The sequence below is a fragment of the Pantoea sp. JK genome (assembly GCF_026130245.1).
GTDB classification, from domain to species: Bacteria; Pseudomonadota; Gammaproteobacteria; order Enterobacterales; family Enterobacteriaceae; genus Pantoea; species Pantoea trifolii.
On the sequence record NZ_JAINFN010000004.1, the window covers coordinates 354,809 to 377,529 of the forward strand.

The 22,721-nt window shown below is 55.7% G+C and carries 24 protein-coding genes and 3 pseudogenes; 9 read left to right on the forward strand and 18 right to left on the reverse strand.

Translation table 11 applies throughout. The annotated features are described in order from the left end of the window. Positions 1-45: 45 nt before the first annotated feature. Positions 46-843 carry an FkbM family methyltransferase gene (locus tag PanJK_RS12100; RefSeq protein WP_265299919.1) on the reverse strand — a complete coding sequence of 266 codons (798 nt, stop codon included), beginning with the start codon at positions 841-843 and terminating at the stop codon, positions 46-48. Positions 844-1,158: 315 nt separating this feature from the next. On the opposite strand from PanJK_RS12100, the gene dpaA reads away from it, so the two are divergent. Continuing rightward, a complete protein-coding gene (gene dpaA / locus PanJK_RS12105) occupies positions 1,159-1,902 on the forward strand; it encodes a peptidoglycan meso-diaminopimelic acid protein amidase (protein ID WP_154153769.1) in 744 nt (247 codons plus the stop codon). Here the strand turns inward: dpaA and PanJK_RS12110 are convergent. Together PanJK_RS12110 and lpcA are read right to left on the reverse strand one after the other, a co-directional pair. Continuing rightward, positions 1,873-2,640 (reverse strand): class II glutamine amidotransferase, encoded by a 768-nt coding sequence (locus PanJK_RS12110; RefSeq protein ID WP_008108933.1) that lies wholly within the window; start codon positions 2,638-2,640, stop codon positions 1,873-1,875. The two genes, dpaA and PanJK_RS12110, sit on opposite strands and share 30 nt — an antisense overlap. 48 nt (positions 2,641-2,688) lie before the next feature. Continuing rightward, a complete protein-coding gene (lpcA, locus tag PanJK_RS12115; RefSeq protein WP_256695708.1) occupies positions 2,689-3,270 on the reverse strand; it encodes a D-sedoheptulose 7-phosphate isomerase in 582 nt (193 codons plus the stop codon). 243 nt (positions 3,271-3,513) lie between these two features. On the opposite strand from lpcA, the gene fadE reads away from it, so the two are divergent. Then, positions 3,514-5,958: an acyl-CoA dehydrogenase FadE gene (fadE, locus tag PanJK_RS12120; protein WP_265299925.1), complete on the forward strand. Its 2,445-nt coding sequence runs from the start codon at positions 3,514-3,516 to the stop codon at positions 5,956-5,958. A 36-nt stretch (positions 5,959-5,994) separates the two neighbouring features. Here the strand turns inward: fadE and PanJK_RS12125 are convergent. Together PanJK_RS12125 and PanJK_RS12130 are read right to left on the reverse strand one after the other, a co-directional pair. Further along, positions 5,995-6,384, reverse strand: a pseudogene (locus PanJK_RS12125) (IS4 family transposase); the annotation flags it as partial. Continuing rightward, complete coding sequence (locus tag PanJK_RS12130) at positions 6,336-6,476, reverse strand: hypothetical protein (RefSeq protein WP_256695706.1); 141 nt, start codon at positions 6,474-6,476, stop codon at positions 6,336-6,338. The gene PanJK_RS12130 and the pseudogene PanJK_RS12125, both read right to left, overlap by 49 nt. Before the next feature lie 215 nt (positions 6,477-6,691). Between PanJK_RS12130 and PanJK_RS12135 the strand changes: the two are divergent. The 4 genes and pseudogenes from PanJK_RS12135 (at position 6,692) to PanJK_RS12150 (ending at position 8,222) form a co-directional block, all read left to right on the forward strand. Further along, positions 6,692-7,212: pseudogene (locus PanJK_RS12135) on the forward strand (DUF2778 domain-containing protein). Continuing rightward, positions 7,187-7,459: a hypothetical protein gene (locus PanJK_RS12140; RefSeq protein WP_256695705.1), complete on the forward strand. Its 273-nt coding sequence runs from the start codon at positions 7,187-7,189 to the stop codon at positions 7,457-7,459. The pseudogene PanJK_RS12135 and the gene PanJK_RS12140 overlap by 26 nt, the downstream one beginning before the upstream one ends. After that, complete coding sequence (locus PanJK_RS12145) at positions 7,460-7,951, forward strand: Hcp family type VI secretion system effector (protein ID WP_101762526.1); 492 nt, start codon at positions 7,460-7,462, stop codon at positions 7,949-7,951. 43 nt (positions 7,952-7,994) lie between these two features. Further along, a complete protein-coding gene (locus tag PanJK_RS12150; RefSeq protein ID WP_256695703.1) occupies positions 7,995-8,222 on the forward strand; it encodes a hypothetical protein in 228 nt (75 codons plus the stop codon). A 45-nt stretch (positions 8,223-8,267) separates the two neighbouring features. On the opposite strand, the pseudogene PanJK_RS12155 reads toward PanJK_RS12150, so the two are convergent. Both PanJK_RS12155 and mtnK read right to left on the reverse strand, forming a co-directional pair. Continuing rightward, a pseudogene (locus PanJK_RS12155) lies at positions 8,268-8,645 on the reverse strand (IS4 family transposase); the annotation flags it as partial. A gap of 9 nt (positions 8,646-8,654) precedes the next feature. Next, positions 8,655-9,854 carry an S-methyl-5-thioribose kinase gene (gene mtnK / locus PanJK_RS12160; protein ID WP_265299930.1) on the reverse strand — a complete coding sequence of 400 codons (1,200 nt, stop codon included), beginning with the start codon at positions 9,852-9,854 and terminating at the stop codon, positions 8,655-8,657. A gap of 105 nt (positions 9,855-9,959) precedes the next feature. On the opposite strand from mtnK, the gene mtnA reads away from it, so the two are divergent. Further along, positions 9,960-10,979: an S-methyl-5-thioribose-1-phosphate isomerase gene (gene mtnA / locus PanJK_RS12165; protein WP_265299932.1), complete on the forward strand. Its 1,020-nt coding sequence runs from the start codon at positions 9,960-9,962 to the stop codon at positions 10,977-10,979. A gap of 56 nt (positions 10,980-11,035) precedes the next feature. Here mtnA and PanJK_RS12170 read toward each other — a convergent pair whose 3' ends face one another. From PanJK_RS12170 to PanJK_RS12180, 3 genes are read right to left on the reverse strand one after another with little or no spacing between them, the layout of a single operon-like run. Continuing rightward, positions 11,036-11,578, reverse strand: a complete 543-nt coding sequence (locus PanJK_RS12170; protein WP_265299934.1) for a 1,2-dihydroxy-3-keto-5-methylthiopentene dioxygenase — start codon at positions 11,576-11,578, stop codon at positions 11,036-11,038. Position 11,579: 1 nt separating this feature from the next. Then, positions 11,580-12,263, reverse strand: coding sequence for an acireductone synthase (gene mtnC, locus PanJK_RS12175; RefSeq protein WP_265299937.1), 684 nt, complete (start codon positions 12,261-12,263; stop codon positions 11,580-11,582). Next, positions 12,260-12,874 (reverse strand): methylthioribulose 1-phosphate dehydratase, encoded by a 615-nt coding sequence (locus PanJK_RS12180; RefSeq protein ID WP_265299939.1) that lies wholly within the window; start codon positions 12,872-12,874, stop codon positions 12,260-12,262. Before PanJK_RS12180 ends, mtnC begins: the two co-directional genes overlap by 4 nt. 131 nt (positions 12,875-13,005) lie before the next feature. Between PanJK_RS12180 and PanJK_RS12185 the strand changes: the two genes are divergently transcribed. Together PanJK_RS12185 and PanJK_RS12190 are read left to right on the forward strand one after the other, a co-directional pair. Further along, the gene (locus tag PanJK_RS12185) at positions 13,006-14,166 is read left to right on the forward strand and encodes a pyridoxal phosphate-dependent aminotransferase (protein ID WP_265299942.1); all 1,161 of its coding nucleotides are present in this window, start codon (positions 13,006-13,008) and stop codon (positions 14,164-14,166) included. Next, on the forward strand, positions 14,154-14,924 hold the full coding sequence (locus PanJK_RS12190; RefSeq protein WP_265299944.1) for an amidohydrolase: 771 nt from the start codon (positions 14,154-14,156) through the stop codon (positions 14,922-14,924). Before PanJK_RS12185 ends, PanJK_RS12190 begins: the two co-directional genes overlap by 13 nt. A gap of 45 nt (positions 14,925-14,969) precedes the next feature. On the opposite strand, the gene katG is transcribed toward PanJK_RS12190, so the two are convergent. From katG to PanJK_RS12230, 8 genes are all read right to left on the reverse strand, one after another. Continuing rightward, on the reverse strand, positions 14,970-17,168 hold the full coding sequence (katG, locus tag PanJK_RS12195) for a catalase/peroxidase HPI (RefSeq protein ID WP_265299946.1): 2,199 nt from the start codon (positions 17,166-17,168) through the stop codon (positions 14,970-14,972). Positions 17,169-17,339: 171 nt separating this feature from the next. Next, complete coding sequence (gene uraH / locus PanJK_RS12200) at positions 17,340-17,675, reverse strand: hydroxyisourate hydrolase (protein ID WP_265299948.1); 336 nt, start codon at positions 17,673-17,675, stop codon at positions 17,340-17,342. Beyond that, positions 17,672-18,166 carry a 2-oxo-4-hydroxy-4-carboxy-5-ureidoimidazoline decarboxylase gene (uraD, locus tag PanJK_RS12205; RefSeq protein WP_265299950.1) on the reverse strand — a complete coding sequence of 165 codons (495 nt, stop codon included), beginning with the start codon at positions 18,164-18,166 and terminating at the stop codon, positions 17,672-17,674. Before uraD ends, uraH begins: the two co-directional genes overlap by 4 nt. A 2-nt stretch (positions 18,167-18,168) precedes the next feature. Continuing rightward, entirely contained in the window at positions 18,169-19,434 is a 1,266-nt protein-coding gene (hpxK, locus tag PanJK_RS12210; RefSeq protein ID WP_265299952.1) for an allantoate amidohydrolase, read from the reverse strand. Then, positions 19,431-20,666 (reverse strand): pyridoxal-phosphate-dependent aminotransferase family protein, encoded by a 1,236-nt coding sequence (locus PanJK_RS12215; protein ID WP_061723594.1) that lies wholly within the window; start codon positions 20,664-20,666, stop codon positions 19,431-19,433. The genes hpxK and PanJK_RS12215 overlap by 4 nt, the downstream gene beginning before the upstream one ends. 21 nt (positions 20,667-20,687) lie before the next feature. Then, positions 20,688-21,419 (reverse strand): amino acid ABC transporter ATP-binding protein, encoded by a 732-nt coding sequence (locus tag PanJK_RS12220; RefSeq protein ID WP_007887180.1) that lies wholly within the window; start codon positions 21,417-21,419, stop codon positions 20,688-20,690. Further along, positions 21,400-22,056, reverse strand: a complete 657-nt coding sequence (locus tag PanJK_RS12225; RefSeq protein WP_097097590.1) for an amino acid ABC transporter permease — start codon at positions 22,054-22,056, stop codon at positions 21,400-21,402. The genes PanJK_RS12220 and PanJK_RS12225 overlap by 20 nt, the downstream gene beginning before the upstream one ends. Further along, positions 22,056-22,721 (reverse strand): amino acid ABC transporter permease, encoded by a 666-nt coding sequence (locus tag PanJK_RS12230; RefSeq protein WP_061717544.1) that lies wholly within the window; start codon positions 22,719-22,721, stop codon positions 22,056-22,058. Before PanJK_RS12230 ends, PanJK_RS12225 begins: the two co-directional genes overlap by 1 nt.

Consider the following 22,721-nt stretch of genomic DNA (forward strand, 5'->3'; position numbering starts at 1 on the left):
ATATTTGTACAGATGCAAAAGTATTGGCAATGCTAAAAAGCAAGATTAAAACAGGCGACGAATCTCCATGCCCTTATCGGTTCTCTTTATCTCAAGACGTTTATTTTGCGGGTGCTGAGCGATACCGAGTTCACCGAACATATCGACTTCATAGCCTAAAGCACGCTTTAGCAAATTGAGCAGACGATTACGTTTGGGGATCAGGCCTGGCAGATAATCGCCCCAGACTTCGAACAAAATGGCGGGATAACCTGAGCTCCCCAGCCACAGACGTGCACCTTTAAGCACCTCCAATTCGAGCCCTTCGACATCGATTTTAACCAAGTGCGCCGCGGGCAATTTCAGGCTATCGATGGTAGCAATGCGCACGGATTCACACGTGGTGATGTCAGTGCTGAGCATCTTCTGCTGCGCACGAATATCAGCATCCAGCGACAGCGCCCCAACATTCACTTCGTTTTGCATATCCAATACCGGAACGTCAATTTCCCCATTGACATCACCAATTGCCATCTGCATAGCATGACAGTGAAACAGCTGATTGCTGAACAGATTGGCACACAGTTGATAGTACACCTGGCGTTGCGGTTCAAAGGCATACAAGATGCCACCTTTAGTGCGAATATGATCGCCCATCGGTACCGACCAGGCACCTAAGTTCGCCCCCACATCGACCAATACCGGACGCTCAATACCTTCAATCAGCAATTGTGCAATTTGCAGCATTGTTGGCTCCCATGCTTTGCCGCTGCGTAAGTGTGCATTGATCATGTCAGGACCGGACGACAACATGTAGTGCAGATTTTCCACCTGATAAAGGGACGGGCGAGTGACGAGATCCATGAGTTTTTTACCTGTTGAAAATGACTGGCGCAGTATAGATACGCCATCGTTTTCAACACCCAAGACATGTCTTATTACTCGTCAGGATTAAATCGTTTTGAAGCCAAGCGTAAAAAGGCGATTTTTTTTGTCCATCTAATTAAAGTTTACAAATTAGTGGTCGTATTCCTTTTAGGAACGCGCCATTTTCTCGGACACTGGCTTGATTAAAAGCCAGACAATGTTAATGTTGCGCTGCGATAGCGGATATTTCCGATAATGCAATACCCGGACGCTTAGCGTCATCGTCTCTCTTCAATTCAAGGTATCTACAGAATGGGCAGAATCGCATTAACGCTTGCGATGATTCTTATGCCGGTCCTTAGCTGGGCAATTAACCCCGAGCCGACGCAACCGCTGGCTCCGGTGAGCAAAGAGTTAAAGAAACAACTAATTGGCACCCCCGTTTTTATTCAGATTTTCAAGGAAGAGCGTACGCTGGAACTGTACGGCAAAATCGGTAATGAATATCGTCTGCTGGACAGCTATCGCATCTGTAATTTCTCTGGCGGTTTAGGACCTAAACGTCGTCAGGGCGATTTCAAAAGTCCGGAAGGCTTTTATAACGTCAAGCTGAATCAGTTGAAACCGGATAGCCGTTTCTATCGCGCTATTAATACCGGTTTCCCGAATCAATACGATCGCGCTAAAGGTTATGACGGCAATTATTTAATGATTCACGGTGATTGCGTATCGATTGGTTGCTACGCGATGACAAATGCGTCAATGGATGAGATCTTCACCTACACCAATGCCGCGCTGCGCAATGGCCAGCAGGAAATTCAGGTCAACATCTATCCATTCCGCATGACCGACAGCAATATGCAACGTCATAAATACTCGACGTACATTAACTTCTGGCGTGAACTGCAGCCGGGCTATGCGTACTTTGCCAAGTACCGCGTGCCGCCAACGGTGAATGTGACGGCCACCGGCCAATATGCGGTGAACAGCACACCGGTGATCTCTACACCGGATGCTGCTTCGAAATCATTCCTGGCGCTCACCCAGGCAAAATAACGCCCACTCGCCTGGCACTATCCGGTGCCAGGTTTCATTGCCTGTCAGCGGTTGCGTGGCAATCACCGTCACCACATCTTGCGGCGTCGTCTGCTGCTGAAAATCAATCTCCACATCCTGATCGAGCAGCGTGGCTTTGCCAAACGGCGCACGGCGCGTAATCCAGTAGAGATTGGTCGAACAAAACGCCATCAGGTAGCGCCCATCCGATAACAACATGTTGAACACGCCCTTCTCACGCATTTCCGCTGCCAGCTCGGCAATGTAGCGGAACACCGCTGGCCAGTTGCCCGGCGTGCGTGGATAGCGCTCGGTCAGTTTGTGCAGCATCCAGCAGAACGCTTTCTCGCTGTCGGTTTCACCAATCGGACGGAACGGCCCGGTATCCAGCTGACGGTAACCTTTAAGCTGACCATTGTGTGCGTAGGTCCAGTTGCGGCCCCAAAGCTCACGCGTGAACGGATGGGTATTTTCCAGCGACACTTCACCGCGATTCGCCTGGCGGATATGCGCCACCACCGAATGCGATTTGATCGGGTATTCCTGCACCAAACGGGCAATCGGCGAATTAAAGCTCGGCTGCGGATCTTTGAAGGTGCGGCACCCTTTTCCTTCGTAGAACGTGATGCCCCAACCATCTTTGTGCGGCCCGGTTCCACCGCCACGCTGCACCAGACCGGTAAAACTGAAACAGATGTCCGTGGGGACATTGGCGCTCATCCCGAGCAATTCGCACATAGCAACCGCCTTAAGTTAGATCCTCTCGCACGCGGCGAGAGGAACGCATCATGACTTAACCATCTCTTTTTCAATCAACAGCATCAGGATATGGATCACTTTGATGTGGATCTCCTGAATGCGGTCGGCATAGCCAAAGTGCGGCACACGAATTTCGATATCCGCTGAACCTGCCATCTTGCCGCCATCTTTGCCGGTCAGAGTAATTACTTTCATGCCTTTCGCGCGCGCAGCTTCTACGGCTTTGATGATGTTGGCAGAGTTCCCGGAAGTAGAAAGCCCCAGCAGCACATCGCCTTCGCGACCAACCGCTTCGATATAGCGCGAGAACACATAGTCGTAGCCAAAATCGTTGCTAACGCAGGAGAGATGGCTGACATCAGAAATGGCAATCGCCGGGTAGCCAGGACGGTTTTCACGATAGCGCCCAGTCAGCTCTTCAGCAAAATGCATGGCATCGCAGTGCGAGCCGCCGTTACCGCAGGAGAGCACCTTGCCGCCCGCTTTAAAGCTGTCGGCCAGCAAAACTGCAGCGCGCTGAATCGCGTGAATGTTAGCGTCGTCACTCAGGAAGTTGTTAAGCGTATCGGCTGCTTCATTGAGCTCTGAGCGAATAATGTCCTGATACATAGGGATGTCCTTTAGAGGAAAGATTGACCCGGCAAGTTTAACGGAATGGGACTACGCCGCAAAGCGCCTGCATCCAGTAAAAGCGCGGCGCTTAGAGGAAGTTTGGCAGTTGTTGCGCATCGTGCAACGAATTTGTGAGATGTGTTGTAATTGCGATGTAAACAGATTGATAAATTTTGCCCCATATTCTAAACCTACACCCATAACAGGTCAGACCTCTTACTACTTATGGAGTGGTTCATTATGTTGGTTGCCTCAATCGTTGCGACGCTAATCCTGCTTAGCGTGTTGTTCTACCACCAAATTTCTCTTCAGCTGAGCAGCGTGATTCTGCTGCTGTGGACCGGCGCGCTGGCGGCCGCTGACGTGTGGACACCGTGGATGCTGCTGCCGCTGGCGATCATCCTGCTGCCGTTCAACCTGCCAGTGATGCGCCGCAGCATGTTCTCCAAACCGGCGCTGCACAGCTTCCAGAAAGTGATGCCGCCGATGTCACGCACCGAAAAAGAGGCGATCGACGCCGGCACCACCTGGTGGGAAGGCGATCTGTTCCGCGGCAAACCGGACTGGCAAAAGCTGCATAACTACCCGCAGCCACGCCTGACCGAAGAGGAGCAAGCCTTTATTGATGGCCCGGTGGAAGAAGCGTGCCGCATGGCGAATGACTTCGAGATCACCCATGAAATGGCCGATCTGCCGCCGGAGTTGTGGGCGTATCTGAAACAGCATCGCTTCTTCGCCATGATCATTAAGAAAGAGTATGGCGGCCTCGAATTCTCCGCTTATGCGCAGGCGCGTGTGCTGCAGAAACTGGCGGGCGTCTCTGGCATTCTGGCGATCACCGTTGGCGTACCCAACTCACTCGGTCCAGGCGAACTGCTGCAACATTACGGTACCGATGAGCAGAAAGATCATTATCTGCCACGTCTGGCGCGCGGAGATGAGATCCCGTGCTTTGCGTTGACCAGCCCGGAAGCGGGTTCGGATGCGGGCGCCATTCCTGATACCGGCGTGGTGTGCATGGGTGAATGGCAAGGTCAGCAAGTGCTGGGCATGCGCCTCACCTGGAACAAGCGCTATATCACGCTGGCACCGATTGCCACCGTGTTAGGCCTGGCGTTCAAACTCTCGGATCCGGATCACCTGCTGGGCGATACCGAAGAGCTCGGCATCACTTGTGCACTGATCCCAACGCACACGCCAGGCGTAGAAATTGGCCAGCGCCACTTCCCGCTTAACGTGCCGTTCCAGAACGGTCCGACGCGCGGTAAAGACATTTTTGTACCCATCGATTTCATCATTGGCGGCCCGTCGATGGCCGGTCAAGGCTGGCGCATGCTGGTGGAGTGTCTGTCAGTGGGTCGCGGCATTACGCTGCCTTCGAACTCAACCGGCAGCCTGAAAAGCATTGCGCTGGCAACCGGTGCGTATGCGCACATCCGCCGTCAGTTCAAAGTCTCTATCGGTAAAATGGAAGGGATCGAAGAGCCGCTGGCGCGCATTGCCGGTAACGCTTACGTGATGGACGCTGCCGCGACGCTGATCACTAGCGGCATTATGCTCGGTGAAAAACCGGCGGTGCTGTCGGCGATTGTGAAGTATCACTGCACCCATCGCGGTCAGCGCGCCATTATCGACGCGATGGATATCGCTGGCGGTAAAGGCATTATGCTGGGCGAAAACAACTTCCTGGCGCGTGCTTATCAGGGCGCCCCGATCGCCATCACCGTAGAAGGCGCTAACATCCTGACGCGCAGCATGATCATCTTCGGCCAGGGCGCCATCCGTTGCCATCCGTGGGTGCTGGAAGAGATGAACGCCGCAGCGAAAAACGATCTAGTAACTTTTGATCGCGCGCTGTTCAGCCATATCGGCCACGTTGGCAGCAATAAAGTGCGCAGCCTGTGGCTGGGCTTGACCGGCGGTCGCACCAGCGCCACGCCAACCCGCGACGCCACGCGCCGCTACTATCAGCATATCAACCGTTTAAGCGCCAACCTCGCGCTGCTGTCAGATGTGTCGATGGCGGTGCTGGGCGGCAGCCTGAAACGTCGTGAACGCATCTCGGCGCGTCTCGGCGATGTGTTGAGCCAGATGTATCTTGCGTCGGCTACCTTGAAACGTTATGAGGATGAAGGCCGCAACGAAGCTGATTTGCCGCTGGTGCATTGGGGCGTGCAGGATGCGCTGCATCAGGCCGAAGTGGCGATGGATGATTTGCTGCGCAACTTCCCGAACCGCATGGTGGCCGGTGCGCTGCGAATGGTGATTTTCGCCGGTGGTCATCACTGCCCGGCACCGTCCGATAAACTGGATCACAAACTGGCGAAACTGCTGCAATTACCTTCCGCGACGCGCACCCGTTTGGGCCGTGGTCAGTATCTGACACCAAGCGTACATAATCCGGCGGGTCAGCTGGAGCAGGCGCTGCAGGATGTGATGGCCGCCGAAGTGATTCACGATCGTCTGTGCCAGCAGCAGAAAAAACACCTGTCGTTCACCCGTCTGGATGCGCTGGCGCAGCGTGGTCTGAAAGAGGGCTGGATTGATGAAAGCGAAGCGCAGGTGCTGATCCGAGCTGAGGCCAGCCGCCTGAAAGCGATTAACGTCGATGATTTTGCGCCGGAAGCGCTGGCGGTGCCAAAGACGCAGACGAAAACCAATTCGCGAGCCAGTGAAGCCGCATAAAACACAAAAGCCTCCGCAGGGAGTAATGCCAGTCAGTTAAGCCTGACTGGCATTTTTTCTTTTGGCTGTCGGGTACTTCCAGGGCCTCTCTTTCACCACTCTCGGGAACGACCTCTCCCGTCGCCCCGGCAGTTTGACTATCTGCGCCATCGCGCCCACATTTTTCACCAGTTCCGGGATCCGCCCCGGTAACGCGCCCTCAAGCGTCCAGAGCAGCTTCATTACCCAAGCCGCAGACTCGCTGAAGCTCAGCTGATTAGGCCAGTATCCCTTAAGCGTCGACGCCATTTTTATCATCTGATATCTCACCAGATTATACGCAAGCAGCACGCCCCACAGCTCCTGACGCACCTTCTCCGGTTTTTTGCTGCGCAGCGTCAGCCGGTTATTCTGCAGCCCCTGCTTGATTTCCCGATACCGGAGCTCTCTACTTCGGCGACGGCGCGCACGGCGGCTTCACTGCAGCTGAGTTTGGTGGCGGCGTTCTTAAAATCCTGATCGGTTAGCGTCTGCGACATAACGAATATCCTGTTTGTGTCGCACGTCTTGCGCCAAAGGGGGGGGTTGTTCGTTGAGATTCTATATCTCTCGTTGTTGTTTTAACAACGCCAATGGCAAAGCGTGATCGTAAAAGCTGTATTGATTACCAACTCTAATTATTTCTGGTTCTGACAATATGAGGGATGTAACATAAACCTCAGTTACTACATGGATTAAAGGTTAGGGATTAACGATGCCAATTATCGGTAAGATGATTTTGAACGGCGCAGATTTCGTGCCGTTGAATCTGTATGGCGTGGGCGTCTTCATGGCGTTTTCCGGGAAAGGTGCCTACAGAAATATTCCTGCATGTATGGCCGTCCCAAACGTTGGGCCTATCCCACCGGGTAATACTGGATTGTTGAGCGTGGGAGGGGTGGCCTGCTTTCATGGGCTAAGGCAAAGTCACAGGATTTATATAACCGCGTTTTTAACGGTGCTGAATTTGATCGCGATGAATGGTTTGCTTTATATCGTGACGATCTGAGCATTGATGATGAAACGTGGATTAATGACGTCAGACGCGGATTATTTCGCCTCCATCCCGGCCGCGTATCTGAAGGATGTATAACTCTCCACCTTAATTCAGACTATGCGCTAAGTCGTAATGCCCTTCTGAGAACAGCGCCGATCCCGGTTCCTTGCATGAAAAATTTAATGGCGCGCGGATACATTGAGGTGATTGCCAGTGGTTATTCAAACACTTGCCCGTAGAGCGGCCAAAGTCGCTTGTTTTCTCGCGCTGATGCTAGTTGTCGCCCGTACTCTGGGCCCGCCAGAGTTATGGTTTAACGAACAATTAGCCTTGAAAATCGGCCAAATGATCTACGGGAATGAAGAGATTGGAGCGGATCGTTTTTACGACATCTATTTCTACATGTCCGTATGCACAGTGATTCCCATCACGGTTGTTATTTACATTTTAACAATGAAGTTAATCAAAAAAATAAGGAGCAAATAAATGCCAATTCCTCCGTATATGTGGCTTAAAGACGATGGTGGCGCGGATATTAGAGGTTCTGTCGATGTTCACGAACGTGAAGGCAGCATTGAAATTATCGGCCTGAGCCACGGTATTAACCTGCCGGTAGACACCGCTAACGGCAAAATAACCGGCACGCGCCAGCATTCATCAATGATGATCGAGAAAGAGGTGGATAGCTCAACGCCTTATCTCTATAAAGCAGCGGCCACCGGCCAGACGTTGAAAAGCGCCGAAATTCGTTTCTACAACATCAGCGATGCGGGCCAAGAGGTGTGCTATTACACCGTGCTGATGGAAAACGTGAAAGTCACCGGCGTTAACTGCGGCGTGGCCAACACAAAACTGTCGGGCAATGACAAGCTGAACCACACGGAAAGCGTTAGCCTGCAGTATGAAAAAATCACCTGGCGTATTGTGGATGGTAATATCCAGTACACGGACGCATGGAACGAACGTCCTTCTGCGTAATCCGTTAGTAATTAACTTTCACTCAGCAAATAAAGTTTTTCCAATGAACTTCGAAGAATTTTATGCCTTGCCACAGTCTGAACGTGACAAAATGATCGCAAGCCCTGATGTTTTTAGCATCGACTTAAACGTTCACACCGATAAGATTGTGCGTGGCCGCCTGGATGACATCAACGCAGGGAAAATTACTGTCATTGAATCGTCCCTTCAGCTGTTACCGAATGAGCCGGGTGTTGAATACATCGTTATGAAGCTAAAAAATCCAGCTTAAACGTGAAATAAAAAAAGCCCCGGAAACGGGGCTAATGCCAGTCAGTTAAGTCTGACTGGCATTTTTTCTTTTGGCTGCCGGGTACTTCCAGGGCCTCTCTTTCACCACTCTCGGGAACGACCTCTCCCGTCACCCCGGCAGTTTGACTATCTGCGCCATCGCGCCCACATTTTTCACCAGTTCCGGGATCCGCCCCGGTAACGCGCCCTCAAGCGTCCAGAGCAGCTTCATTACCCAGGCCGCAGACTCGCTGAAGTTCAGCTGATTAGGCCAGTATCCCTTAAGCGTCGACGCCATTTTTATCATCTGATATCTCACCAGATTATACGCAAGCAGCACGCCCCACAGCTCCTGACGCACCATCTCCGGTTTTTTGCTGCGCAGCGTCAGCCGGTTATTCTGCAGCCCCTGCTTGATTTCCCGACACCAGCATCAACCCGCCTGACGAATCCGCGCAATCAGCGCATCCACATCGGCAATATGATCGGCAGCCAGAATCAGCGTGCGTCCTAGCGTGATACAGCTGCGAATACACTCGGTGCGCATGGTCTGATCTTCGATCTGTTTGAAGTCCGCAACGTGAGACATCCCCACCGTGCGGCGAATCAACTCAGTACCGCAATAACCCAAGGTATCGCGCCACACTTTGCGCAGGAAGGATTCGGCATAACCGGGATAAGCCAGCGCCATATCGCGGGTTTTCTCTTTCGCCAATTCCAAAAAGCGGCTGGCAAATTGATTGCACACTTCCTGTACATCGCTCAAACGACGTTCACGCCCTTCTGCCGCCTCACGCGGTGCCAGCAGGCCCGGCAGGCAGCAGTAATTAATCAGCAAATTGCCAATCGCGCTGCCAACGTCAAAACCAATCGGCCCAAAGTAACCGAACTCCGCATCAATCACTTTCAGGCTGCCATCGGCGACAAAGATCGAACCGCTGTGCACATCGCCATGCAGCAAGGCTTCCGCATCAGCGAAGAAGCGATGCTTGAGACCGGCCACGGCGATTTTTAGCGCATCGTCGCTGCGCAGGCTGACCACCAGCGATTCCAGCGCCGCAGGATATTGATTGCGCTCATGATCGATAAACGGATCGTTGAAGAATAGGTCTTCAGTGATTTCGCACATTTCCGGATTAATGAAACGCGCCACTTCGGCTTTTTTCTTATGCGGATGCAGGAAGAAATCGGAGGTATGGAACAGCGTCTGCGCCAGATACTCGCCAACCTGGCGGCCAGCCTGCGGGTAATAAGCGCCCTTCACCAGTTCGCTGCGCCAGATACGATGGCTGGAGAGATCTTCCATCACCATTACCGCCAGTTCGGCATCGTAATGGGTGACGTTGACGGTGTGCTGCGGACAGTGTTTGTAGTGTTCAATCAACGTCTGCGCTTCGAGACGCGCGCGATCCAGCGTCAACGGCCAGGATTCGCCGACGCAGCGCACATACGGCAATGCCTGCTTCACCACCACACGGCTGCGGCCTTGATTATCGAAAATCTTAAACACCAGGTTAAGGTTGCCATCACCGATCTCTTCGGCGCGCACCAGCGCAGACGGATCGTCCACGCCGCCAAATTGTTTCGCATATTCCACAGCATCGGCAGCATTGAACGTACGGTATTGCGACATTGCCTGTTCCTCGATTATCGATAGTAATAAGCCGTTCAGACGTCTATACATCCGTTACGCATGTTGGCACAATAGCCAGCATTAACGCAACAGGGATTTCACACCATGCAAACACTTCGTACCACCAGCCTTGAGGTCCGCGATAATCAACTGTGGATCCTTGACCAGCAAGCGCTGCCACAGCAACAAAACTGGCTGCCTGCGCACAGTGTCGCGCAGTTGGTTGAACATATTCACGCCTTGCGCGTGCGCGGTGCGCCGCTGATTGGTCTATCAGCCAGTTTGCTGCTGGCGCTGCTGGGCGAGCAAGGCGCAGCGCGCACGGAATTAGCGGCAGCGCTGGAGGTGCTTCGCGCAGCGCGCCCAACGGCCGTGAACCTGATGAATAATCTGGATCGCATGAAAGTGGCGTTGGCCGAAAGTGATTTCGTTGCAGCGCTGAGCAGCGAAGCGCTGCGTCTGGTGTCCGAAGATAAGCAACTGTGTGACAACATCGCGCGCGCGGGCAGCACGCTGGTGAAACCGGGCAGCCAACTGCTGACGCACTGCAATACCGGCGGGCTGGCGACTGCGGGCGTCGGCACTGCGCTCGGCGTCATCTCCTACGCTCATCAACAAGGTCTGGTGAAAAATGTCTGGGTGGATGAGACACGACCGCTGCTACAAGGTGGTCGCTTAACCGCGTGGGAACTGGGTGAACTGAACATTCCTTATCAGCTGATTACCGACTCGATGGCCGCCAGTTTAATGGCGCGCGGCGTGGTCGATGCTATTTGGGTTGGTGCGGATCGTATCGCGGCGAACGGTGATGTCGCGAACAAAATTGGTACCTATAGCCTGGCCGTGCTGGCGCACTATCACCGCATTCCGTTCTACGTCGCCGCACCGCACACCACGCTGGATCGGCAATGTCCGAACGGCGATGCCATCCCTATTGAGCAGCGCGCCGCCAGCGAAGTGACCGGCGTATCAGGCAGCTTTGGTAGCGTGCAGTGGGCACCGCAGAATGCGGCGGTTTATAACCCGGCCTTTGATGTGACGCCAGCGGCGTTGATTAGCGGTTGGGTGCTGGATACTGGCGTGGTGACGCCAGCGCAGGTAAAGGAAGGGATTTTTCAGCCGTAGGGTAATGGGTAATGTGCGGTTGAGAAAAAAGGTCGTCATGAATGACGACCCTACAATCACGCTAAGCGCGGATACGCATCGGCAATCTTGTCGCCGGTGAAATTCGCCACCCAACCTTCCTGATTATCGAAAATACGGATCGCGGTAAAGTGCGGCTCAGAACCCATATCAAACCAGTGCGCTGTGCCAGCAGGCACTGAGATCAGATCATTCTTCTCACACAAAATCTGATACACCTCGCCATCCAGATGCAAGCAGAACAGCCCTGAACCTTCAACGAAGAAGCGCACTTCATCTTCGCTGTGCGTGTGTTCGTTGAGGAACCTGGTGCGCAGCACCTCTTTCTGCGGATTATCCGCCCGCATGCTCAGCACATCCCAGCTCTGATAACCCTTCTCGGCCACCAGACGATCAATCGCATGTTGATAGGCTTTGATCACCGTCTCTGCATCGGGATTCGCACCCAGATCGCGATCGGCTTCCCAGCGTTCAAAGCGCACGTTTTTCGCGTTGAGATGATCGCGAATCGCTTCGGCATCGGTGCTGTGCCACACCGGTTGATGGGCTTCGGTATCGGTAAAAATGGTCAATGCACTCATGTTAAATCGACTCCGGTTTAATCTGGGAAAAATCGGTGACCTGGTGATGACGACTGGCGTTATCCGCCTCGCCACGAATTAACTGCACGGTATGCCAGCCCGCATCCGCTGCTGCATCCAGCTCCTGATGAATATCTGACAGGAACAGCAATGACGCAGGCGCAAGGCCGATTTTTTCGGCGATATTGCGATACGATTGCGCCTCACGTTTCGCGCCGACGCCGGTATCAAAATAGCCGCTAAACAGCGAGGTTAAATCACCTTCATCGCTGTAGCCAAATAACAGTTTTTGCGCGGCGACCGATCCCGAGGAATAAACATACAGGCCAATCCCCTGCTGCTGCCAGCGCTCAAAAGCCGGCAGAACGTCGGGATAAAGGTGACCGGTAAACTGGCCTTCCACGTAGCCGGCGCGCCAAATCATGCCCTGCAAGGCTTTAAGGCCCGGCGATTTGCGATCCTCATCGATATAATTCGTGAGCGTGGTAATCAGCTCCTCCAGCGAGGCCTGAGGCGCAGCGGACTCTTCACGTACCGCGTTAAGTGCGGCGGCGACGTTTTCATCTGCGTGATATTCCCGCACGTACGCTGCTAAATGCTGGCGCGCATAAGGGAATAACACCTGATGCACAAACTGGATATCGCTAGTGGTGCCTTCAATATCGGTAACAATGGCGCGAATCATTTGGCCTCCAGCAGGCGACGTTGCAGTTCACATTCAAACAGGAATTCCAAACCTTCCAGATGGCGACGCGCTTCGTTCACGTCCTTGCCCCAGCAGGTCAAACCGTGGCCGCGCAGCAGAAAACCATATTGCAGCGGCGTATCGGCGGCAAAAGCTTCGATGCGCTGCGCCAGTGCCGTAATGTCCTGATCGTTATCGAACAAGGGGATGGCAACGGTATTTAGATGCGTCTGCTGCCCAGCCAGGGTTTTCTGCATCTCATAGCCGCTGAGCAGCAATGCATCGCCCTTCTCCACCCGCGACAGCACCGTCGAGTTGACCGTATGCGTATGCAGCACCGCGCCCGCCTGCGGAAAAAGACGATAAATCAAAGTATGCAGGCCGGTTTCCGCCGATGGCGTGCGGCCCGATGGCACCGCGTTGGTGGCGATCTCAACCTGGATAAAATCATCACGTGTCAGGCTGCCTTTATCTTTGCCGGACGCACTCAGCAGACAATACTCCGCGTCCTGCCGCACCGACATATTACCGCCGGTCGCGGGTGCCCAGCCTTTGCCACCAATCCAGTGGCAGGCGGCCACTAAATGTTCCAGTGGAAGAAAATCCGTCATAGCGATATACAGGCTCCGCAGGTTAGTTTAGACGTCTAAGCGTCTCGATTGCCAAATGTTAACATCCTGTTTATAGTGGCAGCAACACAGGGTTTCTCCGCAACGACATTCGCGCTTAAGGCCACAAAACAATGACGCAGCACAACCTGATCCCCGAGAGCAAATTACCGGCGCTCGGTACCACCATCTTTACGCAAATGAGCGCGTTAGCGCAGCAGCACAACGCCATCAACCTTTCGCAAGGCTTCCCCGATTTTGACGGTCCGCGCTATTTGCAGCAGCGCCTGGCGCATCACGTCAGCGAGGGCGCCAACCAATATGCACCGATGATCGGCGTACTGCCACTGCGTGAAGCGATTGTTGAGAAAACCGCTGCGCTTTACGGCCACACGCCTGACGTTAACAGCGACATCACCATCACCGCAGGCGCGACCGAAGCGCTCTACGCCGCAATTACCGCATTGGTGCGTGTCGGTGATGAAGTGATCTGCTTCGACCCAAGCTACGACAGCTACGCGCCTGCCGTGCAGTTGGCGGGGGGCATGTTGAAACGCATCGCCCTGCAGCCACCGGGTTTCCGCGTTGACTGGCGCGAATTCCGCAGCCTGCTGAGCAGCAAAACCCGCTTAGTGATTCTCAATACGCCGCACAATCCGTCCGCCACGGTGTGGCGCAAAAGCGATTATGCCGAACTGTGGCAGGCGATTGCAGAGCAAGAAATCTACGTGCTGAGCGACGAAGTGTATGAGCACATCTGTTTCGCCGAAGAGGGCCACGCCAGCGTGTTGGCGCATGCTGAACTGCGTCAGCGTTCGATTGCGGTGTCGTCATTTGGCAAGACCTTCCACATGACCGGCTGGAAAGTGGGTTACTGCATTGCACCGGCGGCGATCAGCGCTGAAATCCGTAAAGTGCATCAGTATCTGACCTTCTCGGTGAATACCCCGGCACAACTGGCGATTGCCGATATGCTGCGTCAGGAGCCAGAACACTACCGTGAACTACCGGAATTCTACCGGGCGCGCCGCGATCGCTTTATTCAGAAGCTCTCCGCCAGCCGTTTCAAAGTGCTGCCGTGTGAAGGCACTTACTTCCTGCTGGTCGATTACAGCGCGATTTCCGATCTGAATGACGTGAGTTTCTGCCAGCTGCTGACCAAAGAAGTCGGCGTGGCGGCGATTCCGCTGTCGGTGTTCTGCGCCGAACCCTTCCCGCACAAGCTGATTCGCCTGTGCTTTGCCAAACAGGAAGCGACGCTCGACGCCGCTGCGGAGCGCTTATGTCAGCTTTGAAAATTACCGTTCTGCAGGAAACCCTGAGCTGGATGGATGGCGCAGCCAACCTGCGTCATTTCGATGGCGTGCTAAAAGGCATTGAAGGCCGCGACATCATTCTGCTGCCGGAGATGTTCACCACCGGTTTTGCTATGGAAGCCGCCGAAAGTTCGCTGCCGCAGAGTGAAGTCGTGGCGTGGCTGCACGCGCACGCGCAAACCAGCAACGCGCTCGTCGGCGGCAGTGCGGCAATCCAGACGGAAAAAGGCGCGGTGAACCGCTTCTTGCTGGTCGAGCCGAACGGCACGCTGCATCAGTATGACAAACGTCATCTGTTCCGCATGGCCAATGAGCATCAGCACTATGTGGCGGGCGAAAGGCGTGAAGTGTTTGAGTGGCGCGGCTGGCGTATTCTGCCGCAAATTTGCTACGACCTGCGCTTCCCGGTGTTCTCTCGCAACCACAACGATTACGATCTGGCGCTGTATGTCGCCAACTGGCCGGCTCCGCGTGCGCTGCACTGGCAGTCGCTGCTGTTAGCCCGTGCGATTGAAAATCAGGCTTACGTTGCCGGTTGCAACCGCGTCGGCAGCGATGGCAATCAACATCAATACAGTGGTGACAGCCGCATTATTTCGCCGCTGGGTGAGATTCTGGCAAGCGGTGAGCCTTTTGAGCGTGCGCGTCTTGATGCGGAGTTGTCTCTTGAAGAGCTGCAAGCCTACCGTGAACGCTTCCCGGCATGGCGTGATGCGGATGGGTATACGCTGAAGTAACAAAAAACCCCGGCAAGCCGGGGTTTTTACTTTCTTTGCTGTAGATTACAGCTCAAAGCGATCCAGATTCATCACTTTGGTCCATGCGGCGACGAAGTCGGTGACGAACTTCTGCTTCGCATCGCTGCTGGCATAAACCTCGGCCAGCGCACGCAGGATAGCGTTCGATCCAAACACTAAGTCGGCACGTGTGGCACTGAACTTAACTTCGCCGTTCAGACGATCGCGACCTTCAAACAGCTCTTCGCTCTCGTCAGTGGCTTTCCACACGGTGCGCATGTCGAGCAGATTAACGAAGAAGTCATTGCTCAGTACGCCAACGCGATCGGTGAACACGCCGTGCTGGCCGCCGTCGAAGTTAGTGCCGAGAACACGCAGACCACCAATCAGCACCGTCAATTCTGGCGCGCTCAGCGTCAGCTGCTGTGCTTTATCTAACAGCAGTGTTTCGGTTGAAGAACCTTTCGGGCTGCGACGATAGTTGCGGAAACCATCGGCCAGCGGCTGCAGGAAGTTGAATGACTCAACGTCGGTTTGATCCTGACGCGCATCCACACGGCCCGGCGTAAACGGCACTTGCGTTGCCACGCCAGCGGCTGAAGCGGCCAGTTCGATACCCACGCTACCCGCCAGCACAATCACATCTGCCAGCGACGCTTTGCCGGATTCCTGCTGAATCTTCTGCAAGGTTGGCAGCACATCATTGATTACGCTGGCATTCACCGCCCAATCTTTTTGCGGCGCTAATGCCAGACGCGCACCGTTGGCACCGCCACGTTTGTCGCCGCCACGGAAGGTTGAGGCTGAAGCCCAGGCCACAGAAACCAGCTGACTGACGCTCAGACCTGAAGCGGCAATGCGCGCTTTAATCTCGCTGATATCGGCAGGCGTTGGCTGATGAATCGCCTGCGGTAACGGATCCTGCCACAGCAGATCTTCCTTCGGCACTTCCGGACCGATGTAACGCGCTTTTGGTCCCATATCGCGGTGCGTCAGTTTGAACCAGGCGCGGGCAAAGGCTTCGTTGAACGCCTGTGGATCGTTAAGGAAGCGGCGCGAAATCTTGCCAAACTCTTCATCGAAACGCAGCGTCAGATCGGTTACCAACATGGTCGGTTTACGTTTTTTCTCCGGATCAAACGGATCCGGGATAATCGCTTCCGCATCAACGGCTTCAAACTGGATCGCGCCCGCCGGGCTGTGCGTCTGTACCCATTCGTATTTGAACAGGTTCTCGAAGAAGTAGTTGCTCCACTGCGTTGGGGTTTGCGTCCACACCACTTCCAGACCTGAAGTGATGGCATCTTTACCCACACCGCTGCCGTAGCTGCTGGTCCAGCCAAGGCCTTGCGCTTCAATCGGTGACTCTTCCGGATCAACGCCAACGTGGCTGGCTTCAGCCGCGCCGTGGGTTTTCCCCAGGGTATGACCACCAGCAATCAGTGCCACGATCTCTTCGTCGTTCATGCCCATGTTGCCGAAGGTGGCACGAATCGCCGGCGCCGCTGATTTCGGATCGCCGCTGGCTTCCGGACCTTCCGGGTTGACGTAAATCAGGCCCATTTCGGTGGCACCCAACGGTGCATTGGCGAGCGCTTCTGGATGGCGATGCGCCAGCCATTCGGTTTCGTGGCCCCAATCCACATCCATATCCGGTTCCCACACGTCTTCACGACCGGCACCAAAGCCGAAGGTGCGGAAGCCCGCGTTTTCAAGCGAGACGTTGCCCGCCAGAATGTAGAGATCGGCCCAGGAAATTTTCTGACCGTATTTCTGCTTCACCGGCCACAGCAGGCGACGCGCTTTATCAAGGCTGACGTTATCCGGCCACGAGTTCAGCGGGGCAAAACGCTGCTGACCACGACCAGAACCGCCGCGCCCATCAATGGTGCGATAGGTACCCGCGCTGTGCCACGCCATGCGAATGAACAGCCCAATATAGCTGCCCCAGTCGGCTGGCCACCAGGATTGCGAATCGGTGAGTAGTGCGCGGATATCGGCTTTTAATGCGGAGTAATCCAGCTTGCTGAATTCGTCGCGGTAGTTGAAGTTGTCACTAAGCGGGTTGGAACGGTTGGAGTGTTGGTTTAACAGATCGACGCGTAACATATTTGGCCACCAGTCGCGGTTGGATGTCCCGCCACCGGCGCCGCGCGCCAGAACACTCTTATCTTCAGACGCCCCGTGATGAAAGGGGCACTTGCCTGCGGCTGCTGCATTATCGTTATTGTCGTGCGTGCTCATGTTTATCGGCTCCATTGGCTTCATATTGCTTTCTATTATGCGACTAAGATTAGCCGCACTTTCGCCAGGAATATATTTGGATGAACCGAAGGTTTTGATAGTTGCTGGCTTTCAAGCGCAGCGCGTGATGCGCTTCGCAAAAACAGGTCGCCATGAATGGCGACCCTACAATCAGCTGCCGCGATAGGTTGACCATGACCACGGCGAGATGAGAAATGGCAGATGATAATGGCTGCCTGTGGCACCAATCACGAAATCGATTTGCGCGCTCACGTAAAGCGCATCGCGCCCTTCGGCAGCAAAATAGTCGCCGATCTCTGCCGTCAAACGGTAATGCCCCGGCGCCAGCGGTTCGGGCGTCAGATCTTTGATGCGTCCGTCGCTGTCGGTTTTGCCTTCCACCCGCGGCAGCCAGCCTTCTGGGCTGTTTTGCTCGAGCGAAACCGCCACGCCAATCGCCGGTTTGCCCAGAGCGGTATCGAGAATATGCGTCGTAATGGTGCTCATGTGATGCTCTCCTTCAGCCGCAACAGGGTAATTTCTCGCAGCTGCGCCAGCGCTTCACGCTGTTCACTCGCTGCATCGTTGTTAAGCCGACGCTGCAATTCCGCCAGCATCTCTTCGCCGCTGCGCCCTTTGGCGCGAATCAGAAACACCCGGCCAAACCGCTGCTCATAGGTTTGATTGCCCGCCAGCATCGCCAATTGCAGCGCGCCGTTCGCCTGCTGCATCGCCGACTGCTCACTGCGCGACAGCGTAGCTTCTTTATTCGCGCCTGCCACTTTGTCGCCGATGCGCGGATGGGCACTCAGCGCCTGCTCAAGATCAGCGGCTTGCCACCGCTGCGCCAGGCGATCGGCTTCGGCCTGTAACGCCGCAACGTCGGCATAGGGCCGCGCCGCCACCAGCGCCTGTTGCCATCCGGGAATCGCTACGCAGTGGGCAATCGCCGCCTGCGCGGCTTCGGGTGACAACTGATTAAAACTGACCAAATCCATCTTTATTCCTTAGCGCGTGCAATGTCGCAAACCGCTTGCAGATACGCCTGCACGCCCAGCGCCACATCATCTGTTTGTACTGATTCCGCCGGATGATGGCTGATGCCGCGATGGTTGCGCACAAACAGCATGCCAACCGGCCAGCGCTCGGCGATGGCAATCGCATCGTGTCCCGCGCCGCTTGGCAGCGACAGGCTGCGCCCTTGCACGGTTTCCACCGCGTGGCTCAGCGCCTGCTGCAAGCGCGCATCACAGCCGGTGGCGGCAATCTGGTAATACACGTTGGAGTTGAAGGTTAAGCCGCGACGCAGCGCAATCGCCTGCGCCTGCGTCAGCAGCGTGGAGAGCAAACGCTCCAGCGGCTCATCCTGCGGACCGCGCACGTCGAGCGACAGCTGCACTTCGCCAGGGATCACGTTGACCGCGCCCGGCAAGCAGCTCAGCGTGCCGACGGTCGCCACCAGCTGCGGATCGTGCTCCTGCGTGGTGTGTTCAATAAACACCATCCACTCGGCGGCGGCGGCCAGCGCATCTTTGCGATGCATCATCGGTACGGTGCCAGCATGGCCGGCTTCACCTATAAAACTGCAATTCAGACGACGCGCACCGTTGATTGCCGTCACCACACCAAGCGCCAAATCTTCCTGCTCAAGGCACGGACCTTGCTCGATATGCAGTTCCAGATAGGCGGCGATCTCATTGACATCACGCGCCGCGTCGAGAATTTTCGCTGCATCGAAACCGACATCCTGCATCGCTTCCGCCACCGTGATGCCGTTGCCATCCGGGTGCGTCACCCAGCTTTCCGGCCAGCTGCCGGTCAAGCCACGGCTACCGAGCAGCGTAATGCCGAAGCGCGTGCCCTCTTCGTCGCCGAAGCCGACAATCTCAATCGCCAGCGGCAAACGCTGCTGCCGATCGTGCAGCCACTGCACGGTTTCGATGGCGCTTAACACGCCGAGCATGCCGTCGTAGCGACCGGCGTTACGCACCGTATCCAGATGCGAACCAAGCAGCAGCGCCTGCGCGCCCGGCTGCGCCGCTTCGTAGCGACCGCAAATGTTGCCCACCGCATCCTGCCAGGTCGTCATGCCCGCGGCCTGCATCCATTCGCCGACGCGCGCGTTAGCACGCAGCTGTTCCGGCGACAGATAAACACGGGTCAGGCCATCTTCGCTTTCGCTGATCTCAGCCAGCGCATCACAGCGCGCCATGACGCGAGCGGCGGCGATCTGCGCCTCGCTGGCGGTCATCAGGCTTTTATTCATGCGCGGCTCCCGTAAAGATCCCACGCCGCCTGCATCGCTGCGCCTTGCGTGGTGCGGAAACCAACATGATTCAGCACCGCTTCCAGCGCGCTTAACGTCATCATCACGCAATCTTTACGCGCGTTATAACCCATGGTGCCAATGCGCCACACTTTGCCGTGCAACGGACCAAACGAAGTACCGATCTCGATACCGAAATCTTCCAGCACCAGTTTGCGCACCTGATCGCCATTCACGCCCTGCGGGATCACCACGCCGAGCACGTTATTCATTTTGTGTTGCAGATCGCCGAAGGTTTCGAGGCCCATGCCCTGAATGCCTTTCAGCAGTGCATCGCCGTGCAGCTTGTGGCGCGCAATACCGTTATCCAATCCTTCCTGCATCATCAGGCGCGCACATTCACGCGCCCCGAACAGCGCGGTGGTAGCTTCGGTGTGGTGATTAAGGCGCTCCGGGCCCCAGTAATCCATGATCATGCCGAGATCGAAATAGTTGGAGTAGATCATCTCGTCATCGCCATCCTGATGATCGGCGGTGCGGATCCCCTCTTCCACGCATTTACGTTTGCGGATCACCGCTTCCATCTGTGGGCTCAGCGTGATTGGCGAGGTGCCGGACGGCCCGCCGAGGCACTTCTGCATGCCAGCTGATACCGCATCCAGGCCCCATGCATCGGTTTCCAGCGCATTACCGCCGAGTGATGCGGTGGCATCGGTGTAAAACAGCACGCCATATTTCTGGCAGATCGCGCCCAGCTCTTCCAGCGGCTGCAGCATGGTGGTCGAGGTATCGCCCTGCACCGTCAGCAGCAGACGCGGCTGTACTTTTTTGATCGCATCTTCGATTTGATCCGGCGTAAACACTTCGCCCCACGGCACTTCGATGGTGTGCACTTCCGCGCGGCAGCGGCGGGCGATTTCACACAGCAAATGACCGAAACGGCCAAACACTGGCACCAGCACTTTGTCGCCCGGACGGATCGCCGACAGCAGGATCGCTTCGATACCGGCGCGTGAAGTGCCGTCGATCAGCATGGTCCAGCGGTTTTCAGTGCGGAATACGCCACGGTACAGCGCCATCACTTCGTTCATGTAGTGTGTCATCGCCGGATCGTACTGGCCAATCAGCTGGCTCGACATGGCGCGCAGCACGCGCGGATCGGCGTTGATCGGGCCCGGTCCCATCAGCAGACGCTGTGGCGGATTAATTTGCGAAAATTGGCTGATATCCATGTTGTATTCCTTAAAGAAAACTTAGAGGCGGACCGTGGAGATAAATTGCTTCAGCTCCGCGGTTTGCGGATTGGCGAACAGCGTTTTGCTGTCGCCCTGCTCCCAGACGCGCCCCTGATGCATAAAGACCACGCGATCGCCCACGTCGCGGGCGAAGTTCATTTCATGGGTGACGAGAATCAGCGTCATGCCTTCGGCGGCCAGCTGCTCCAGCACTTTCAGCACTTCGCCGACCAGCTCGGGATCGAGCGCGGAGGTGATCTCATCACAGAGTAAAACTTTGGGCTGCATCGCCAGCGCACGGGCGATCGCCACGCGCTGCTGTTGACCGCCAGACAGATTGGCCGGGTAGTAATTGATGCGCTCACCAAGGCCGACTTTTTCCAGCATCTGCGTCGCCAGTTCACGGCATTCGGCTTCGCTTTTCTTCAGTACGCGGCGCGGTGCCAGCATCACGTTTTCCAGCGCCGTCATGTGCGGGAACAGATTGAAGTTCTGGAACACCATGCCGACCGAACGGCTGATTTCACGCGCCTGCGATTCGCGGTCGGTAATCGTCATGCCGCCGAGTTTGATGCTGCCTTCCTGATAGCCTTCCAGCCCGTTCATGCAGCGCAGCAAGGTGCTTTTGCCCGATCCGCTGCGGCCGATAATCGAGATCACTTCGCCGTGATCGACATCGAGATCGACACCTTTCAAGACGTGGTTGTCGCCGTAGTACTTCTGTACCTGATTAATGGTGATGAGCGGCATTGAATTTTTTCTCCAGGTACTGGCTGTAACGCGACAGCGGATAACACATCAGGAAGTAACCGAGCGCCACCAGGCCAAACACCTTGAACGGCTCATACGTCACGTTATTCAAAATGGTGCCGGCTTTGGTGAGCTCGACGAAACCGATAATCGAAGCCAGCGCGGTGCCTTTAATCACCTGCACGGCAAACCCAACCGTCGGCGCGATCGCGATGCGAATCGCCTGCGGCGCCACCACGCGAAACAGCGTTTGACCAAAGGTCAGGCCGAGACAGCGCGACGCTTCCCACTGCCCTTTTGGCAGGGCGCGAATACTGCCGTACCAGATATCCACCAGAAACGCGCTGGTGTAGAGCGTTAAGGCCAGCGAGGCGGCGGTCCATGGCGCCACATCGATGCCGAACAAGCCGACGCCGAAGAAGGCGAGGAACAGCTGCATCAGCAGCGGCGTGCCCTGAAACAGCTCGGTGTACGCGCGCACCAGGCGCATCGGCCATTTGCGTTTCAACAGGCGCATAAACAGCAGCGGTAAGGTCACCAGCGTGCCGCCAAAAAACGCCACCAGCGAGAGTAAAATTGTCCAGCGCGCTGCCAGCAGCAGGTTGCGCAGGATGTCCCAGTCGGTAAATTGCGTCATCATGCCGGCTGCGCTCCCAACCATTTACGTCCCAGCGCCAGCAGCAGTTGGCGCATGGCGATCGACAACGCCAGATAGATCAGCGTGGTCACGAAATAGACTTCAAAACTCAAAAAGGTGCGCGACTGAATCAGGTTGGCGGCAAAGGTCAACTCTTCGTACGACACCTGCGACACCACCGATGAACCCAGCATCACAATGATGCATTGGCTGACCAGCGCCGGATAAATGCGCTGCAGCGACGGCGGCAGCACCACGCGGATAAAGGTTTGCGTGCGGGTCAATCCCAACACGCGCCCCGCTTCCCACTGGCCGCGCGGCGTCACCTGAATCCCGGCGCGAATAATTTCGGTGCTGTACGCGCCAAGGTTAATCAACATCGCCAGCAGCGCCGCTTCGCCCGCCGTTAGTTTCAGACCCAGATTGGGCAAACCAAACACGATAAAAAACAGCTGCACCACAAACGGCGTATTACGGATCAGCTCGACATACAGGCCCCAGATGCGGCTCGCCCAGCTCGGTTTACCGCTGCGCAGCGCCGCGCCGAGAATCCCGAGGCTGACGCCGCCCACGGTGGCGAGCACGGTGATCTGAATCGTGACCCACAATCCGGCCAGCAACTCTGGCCAGTGCGGCCAGAGATCGGCAAAGTTAAGTTGCGCCAT

What these genes read in the sequence shown, in the direction of transcription:
- PanJK_RS12100 (WP_265299919.1), bottom strand. Translation starts at nt 843, where the DNA reads ATGGATCTCGTCACTCGCCCGTCCCTTTATCAGGTGGAAAATCTGCAC.
- dpaA (WP_154153769.1), top strand. Translation starts at nt 1,159, where the DNA reads ATGGGCAGAATCGCATTAACGCTTGCGATGATTCTTATGCCGGTCCTT.
- PanJK_RS12110 (WP_008108933.1), bottom strand. Translation starts at nt 2,640, where the DNA reads ATGTGCGAATTGCTCGGGATGAGCGCCAATGTCCCCACGGACATCTGT.
- lpcA (WP_256695708.1), bottom strand. Translation starts at nt 3,270, where the DNA reads ATGTATCAGGACATTATTCGCTCAGAGCTCAATGAAGCAGCCGATACG.
- fadE (WP_265299925.1), top strand. Translation starts at nt 3,514, where the DNA reads ATGTTGGTTGCCTCAATCGTTGCGACGCTAATCCTGCTTAGCGTGTTG.
- PanJK_RS12130 (WP_256695706.1), bottom strand. Translation starts at nt 6,476, where the DNA reads ATGTCGCAGACGCTAACCGATCAGGATTTTAAGAACGCCGCCACCAAA.
- PanJK_RS12145 (WP_101762526.1), top strand. Translation starts at nt 7,460, where the DNA reads ATGCCAATTCCTCCGTATATGTGGCTTAAAGACGATGGTGGCGCGGAT.
- PanJK_RS12150 (WP_256695703.1), top strand. Translation starts at nt 7,995, where the DNA reads ATGAACTTCGAAGAATTTTATGCCTTGCCACAGTCTGAACGTGACAAA.
- mtnK (WP_265299930.1), bottom strand. Translation starts at nt 9,854, where the DNA reads ATGTCGCAATACCGTACGTTCAATGCTGCCGATGCTGTGGAATATGCG.
- mtnA (WP_265299932.1), top strand. Translation starts at nt 9,960, where the DNA reads ATGCAAACACTTCGTACCACCAGCCTTGAGGTCCGCGATAATCAACTG.
- PanJK_RS12170 (WP_265299934.1), bottom strand. Translation starts at nt 11,578, where the DNA reads ATGAGTGCATTGACCATTTTTACCGATACCGAAGCCCATCAACCGGTG.
- mtnC (WP_265299937.1), bottom strand. Translation starts at nt 12,263, where the DNA reads ATGATTCGCGCCATTGTTACCGATATTGAAGGCACCACTAGCGATATC.
- PanJK_RS12180 (WP_265299939.1), bottom strand. Translation starts at nt 12,874, where the DNA reads ATGACGGATTTTCTTCCACTGGAACATTTAGTGGCCGCCTGCCACTGG.
- PanJK_RS12185 (WP_265299942.1), top strand. Translation starts at nt 13,006, where the DNA reads ATGACGCAGCACAACCTGATCCCCGAGAGCAAATTACCGGCGCTCGGT.
- PanJK_RS12190 (WP_265299944.1), top strand. Translation starts at nt 14,154, where the DNA reads ATGTCAGCTTTGAAAATTACCGTTCTGCAGGAAACCCTGAGCTGGATG.
- katG (WP_265299946.1), bottom strand. Translation starts at nt 17,168, where the DNA reads ATGAGCACGCACGACAATAACGATAATGCAGCAGCCGCAGGCAAGTGC.
- uraH (WP_265299948.1), bottom strand. Translation starts at nt 17,675, where the DNA reads ATGAGCACCATTACGACGCATATTCTCGATACCGCTCTGGGCAAACCG.
- uraD (WP_265299950.1), bottom strand. Translation starts at nt 18,166, where the DNA reads ATGGATTTGGTCAGTTTTAATCAGTTGTCACCCGAAGCCGCGCAGGCG.
- hpxK (WP_265299952.1), bottom strand. Translation starts at nt 19,434, where the DNA reads ATGAATAAAAGCCTGATGACCGCCAGCGAGGCGCAGATCGCCGCCGCT.
- PanJK_RS12215 (WP_061723594.1), bottom strand. Translation starts at nt 20,666, where the DNA reads ATGGATATCAGCCAATTTTCGCAAATTAATCCGCCACAGCGTCTGCTG.
- PanJK_RS12220 (WP_007887180.1), bottom strand. Translation starts at nt 21,419, where the DNA reads ATGCCGCTCATCACCATTAATCAGGTACAGAAGTACTACGGCGACAAC.
- PanJK_RS12225 (WP_097097590.1), bottom strand. Translation starts at nt 22,056, where the DNA reads ATGACGCAATTTACCGACTGGGACATCCTGCGCAACCTGCTGCTGGCA.
- PanJK_RS12230 (WP_061717544.1), bottom strand. Translation starts at nt 22,721, where the DNA reads ATGGCGCAACTTAACTTTGCCGATCTCTGGCCGCACTGGCCAGAGTTG.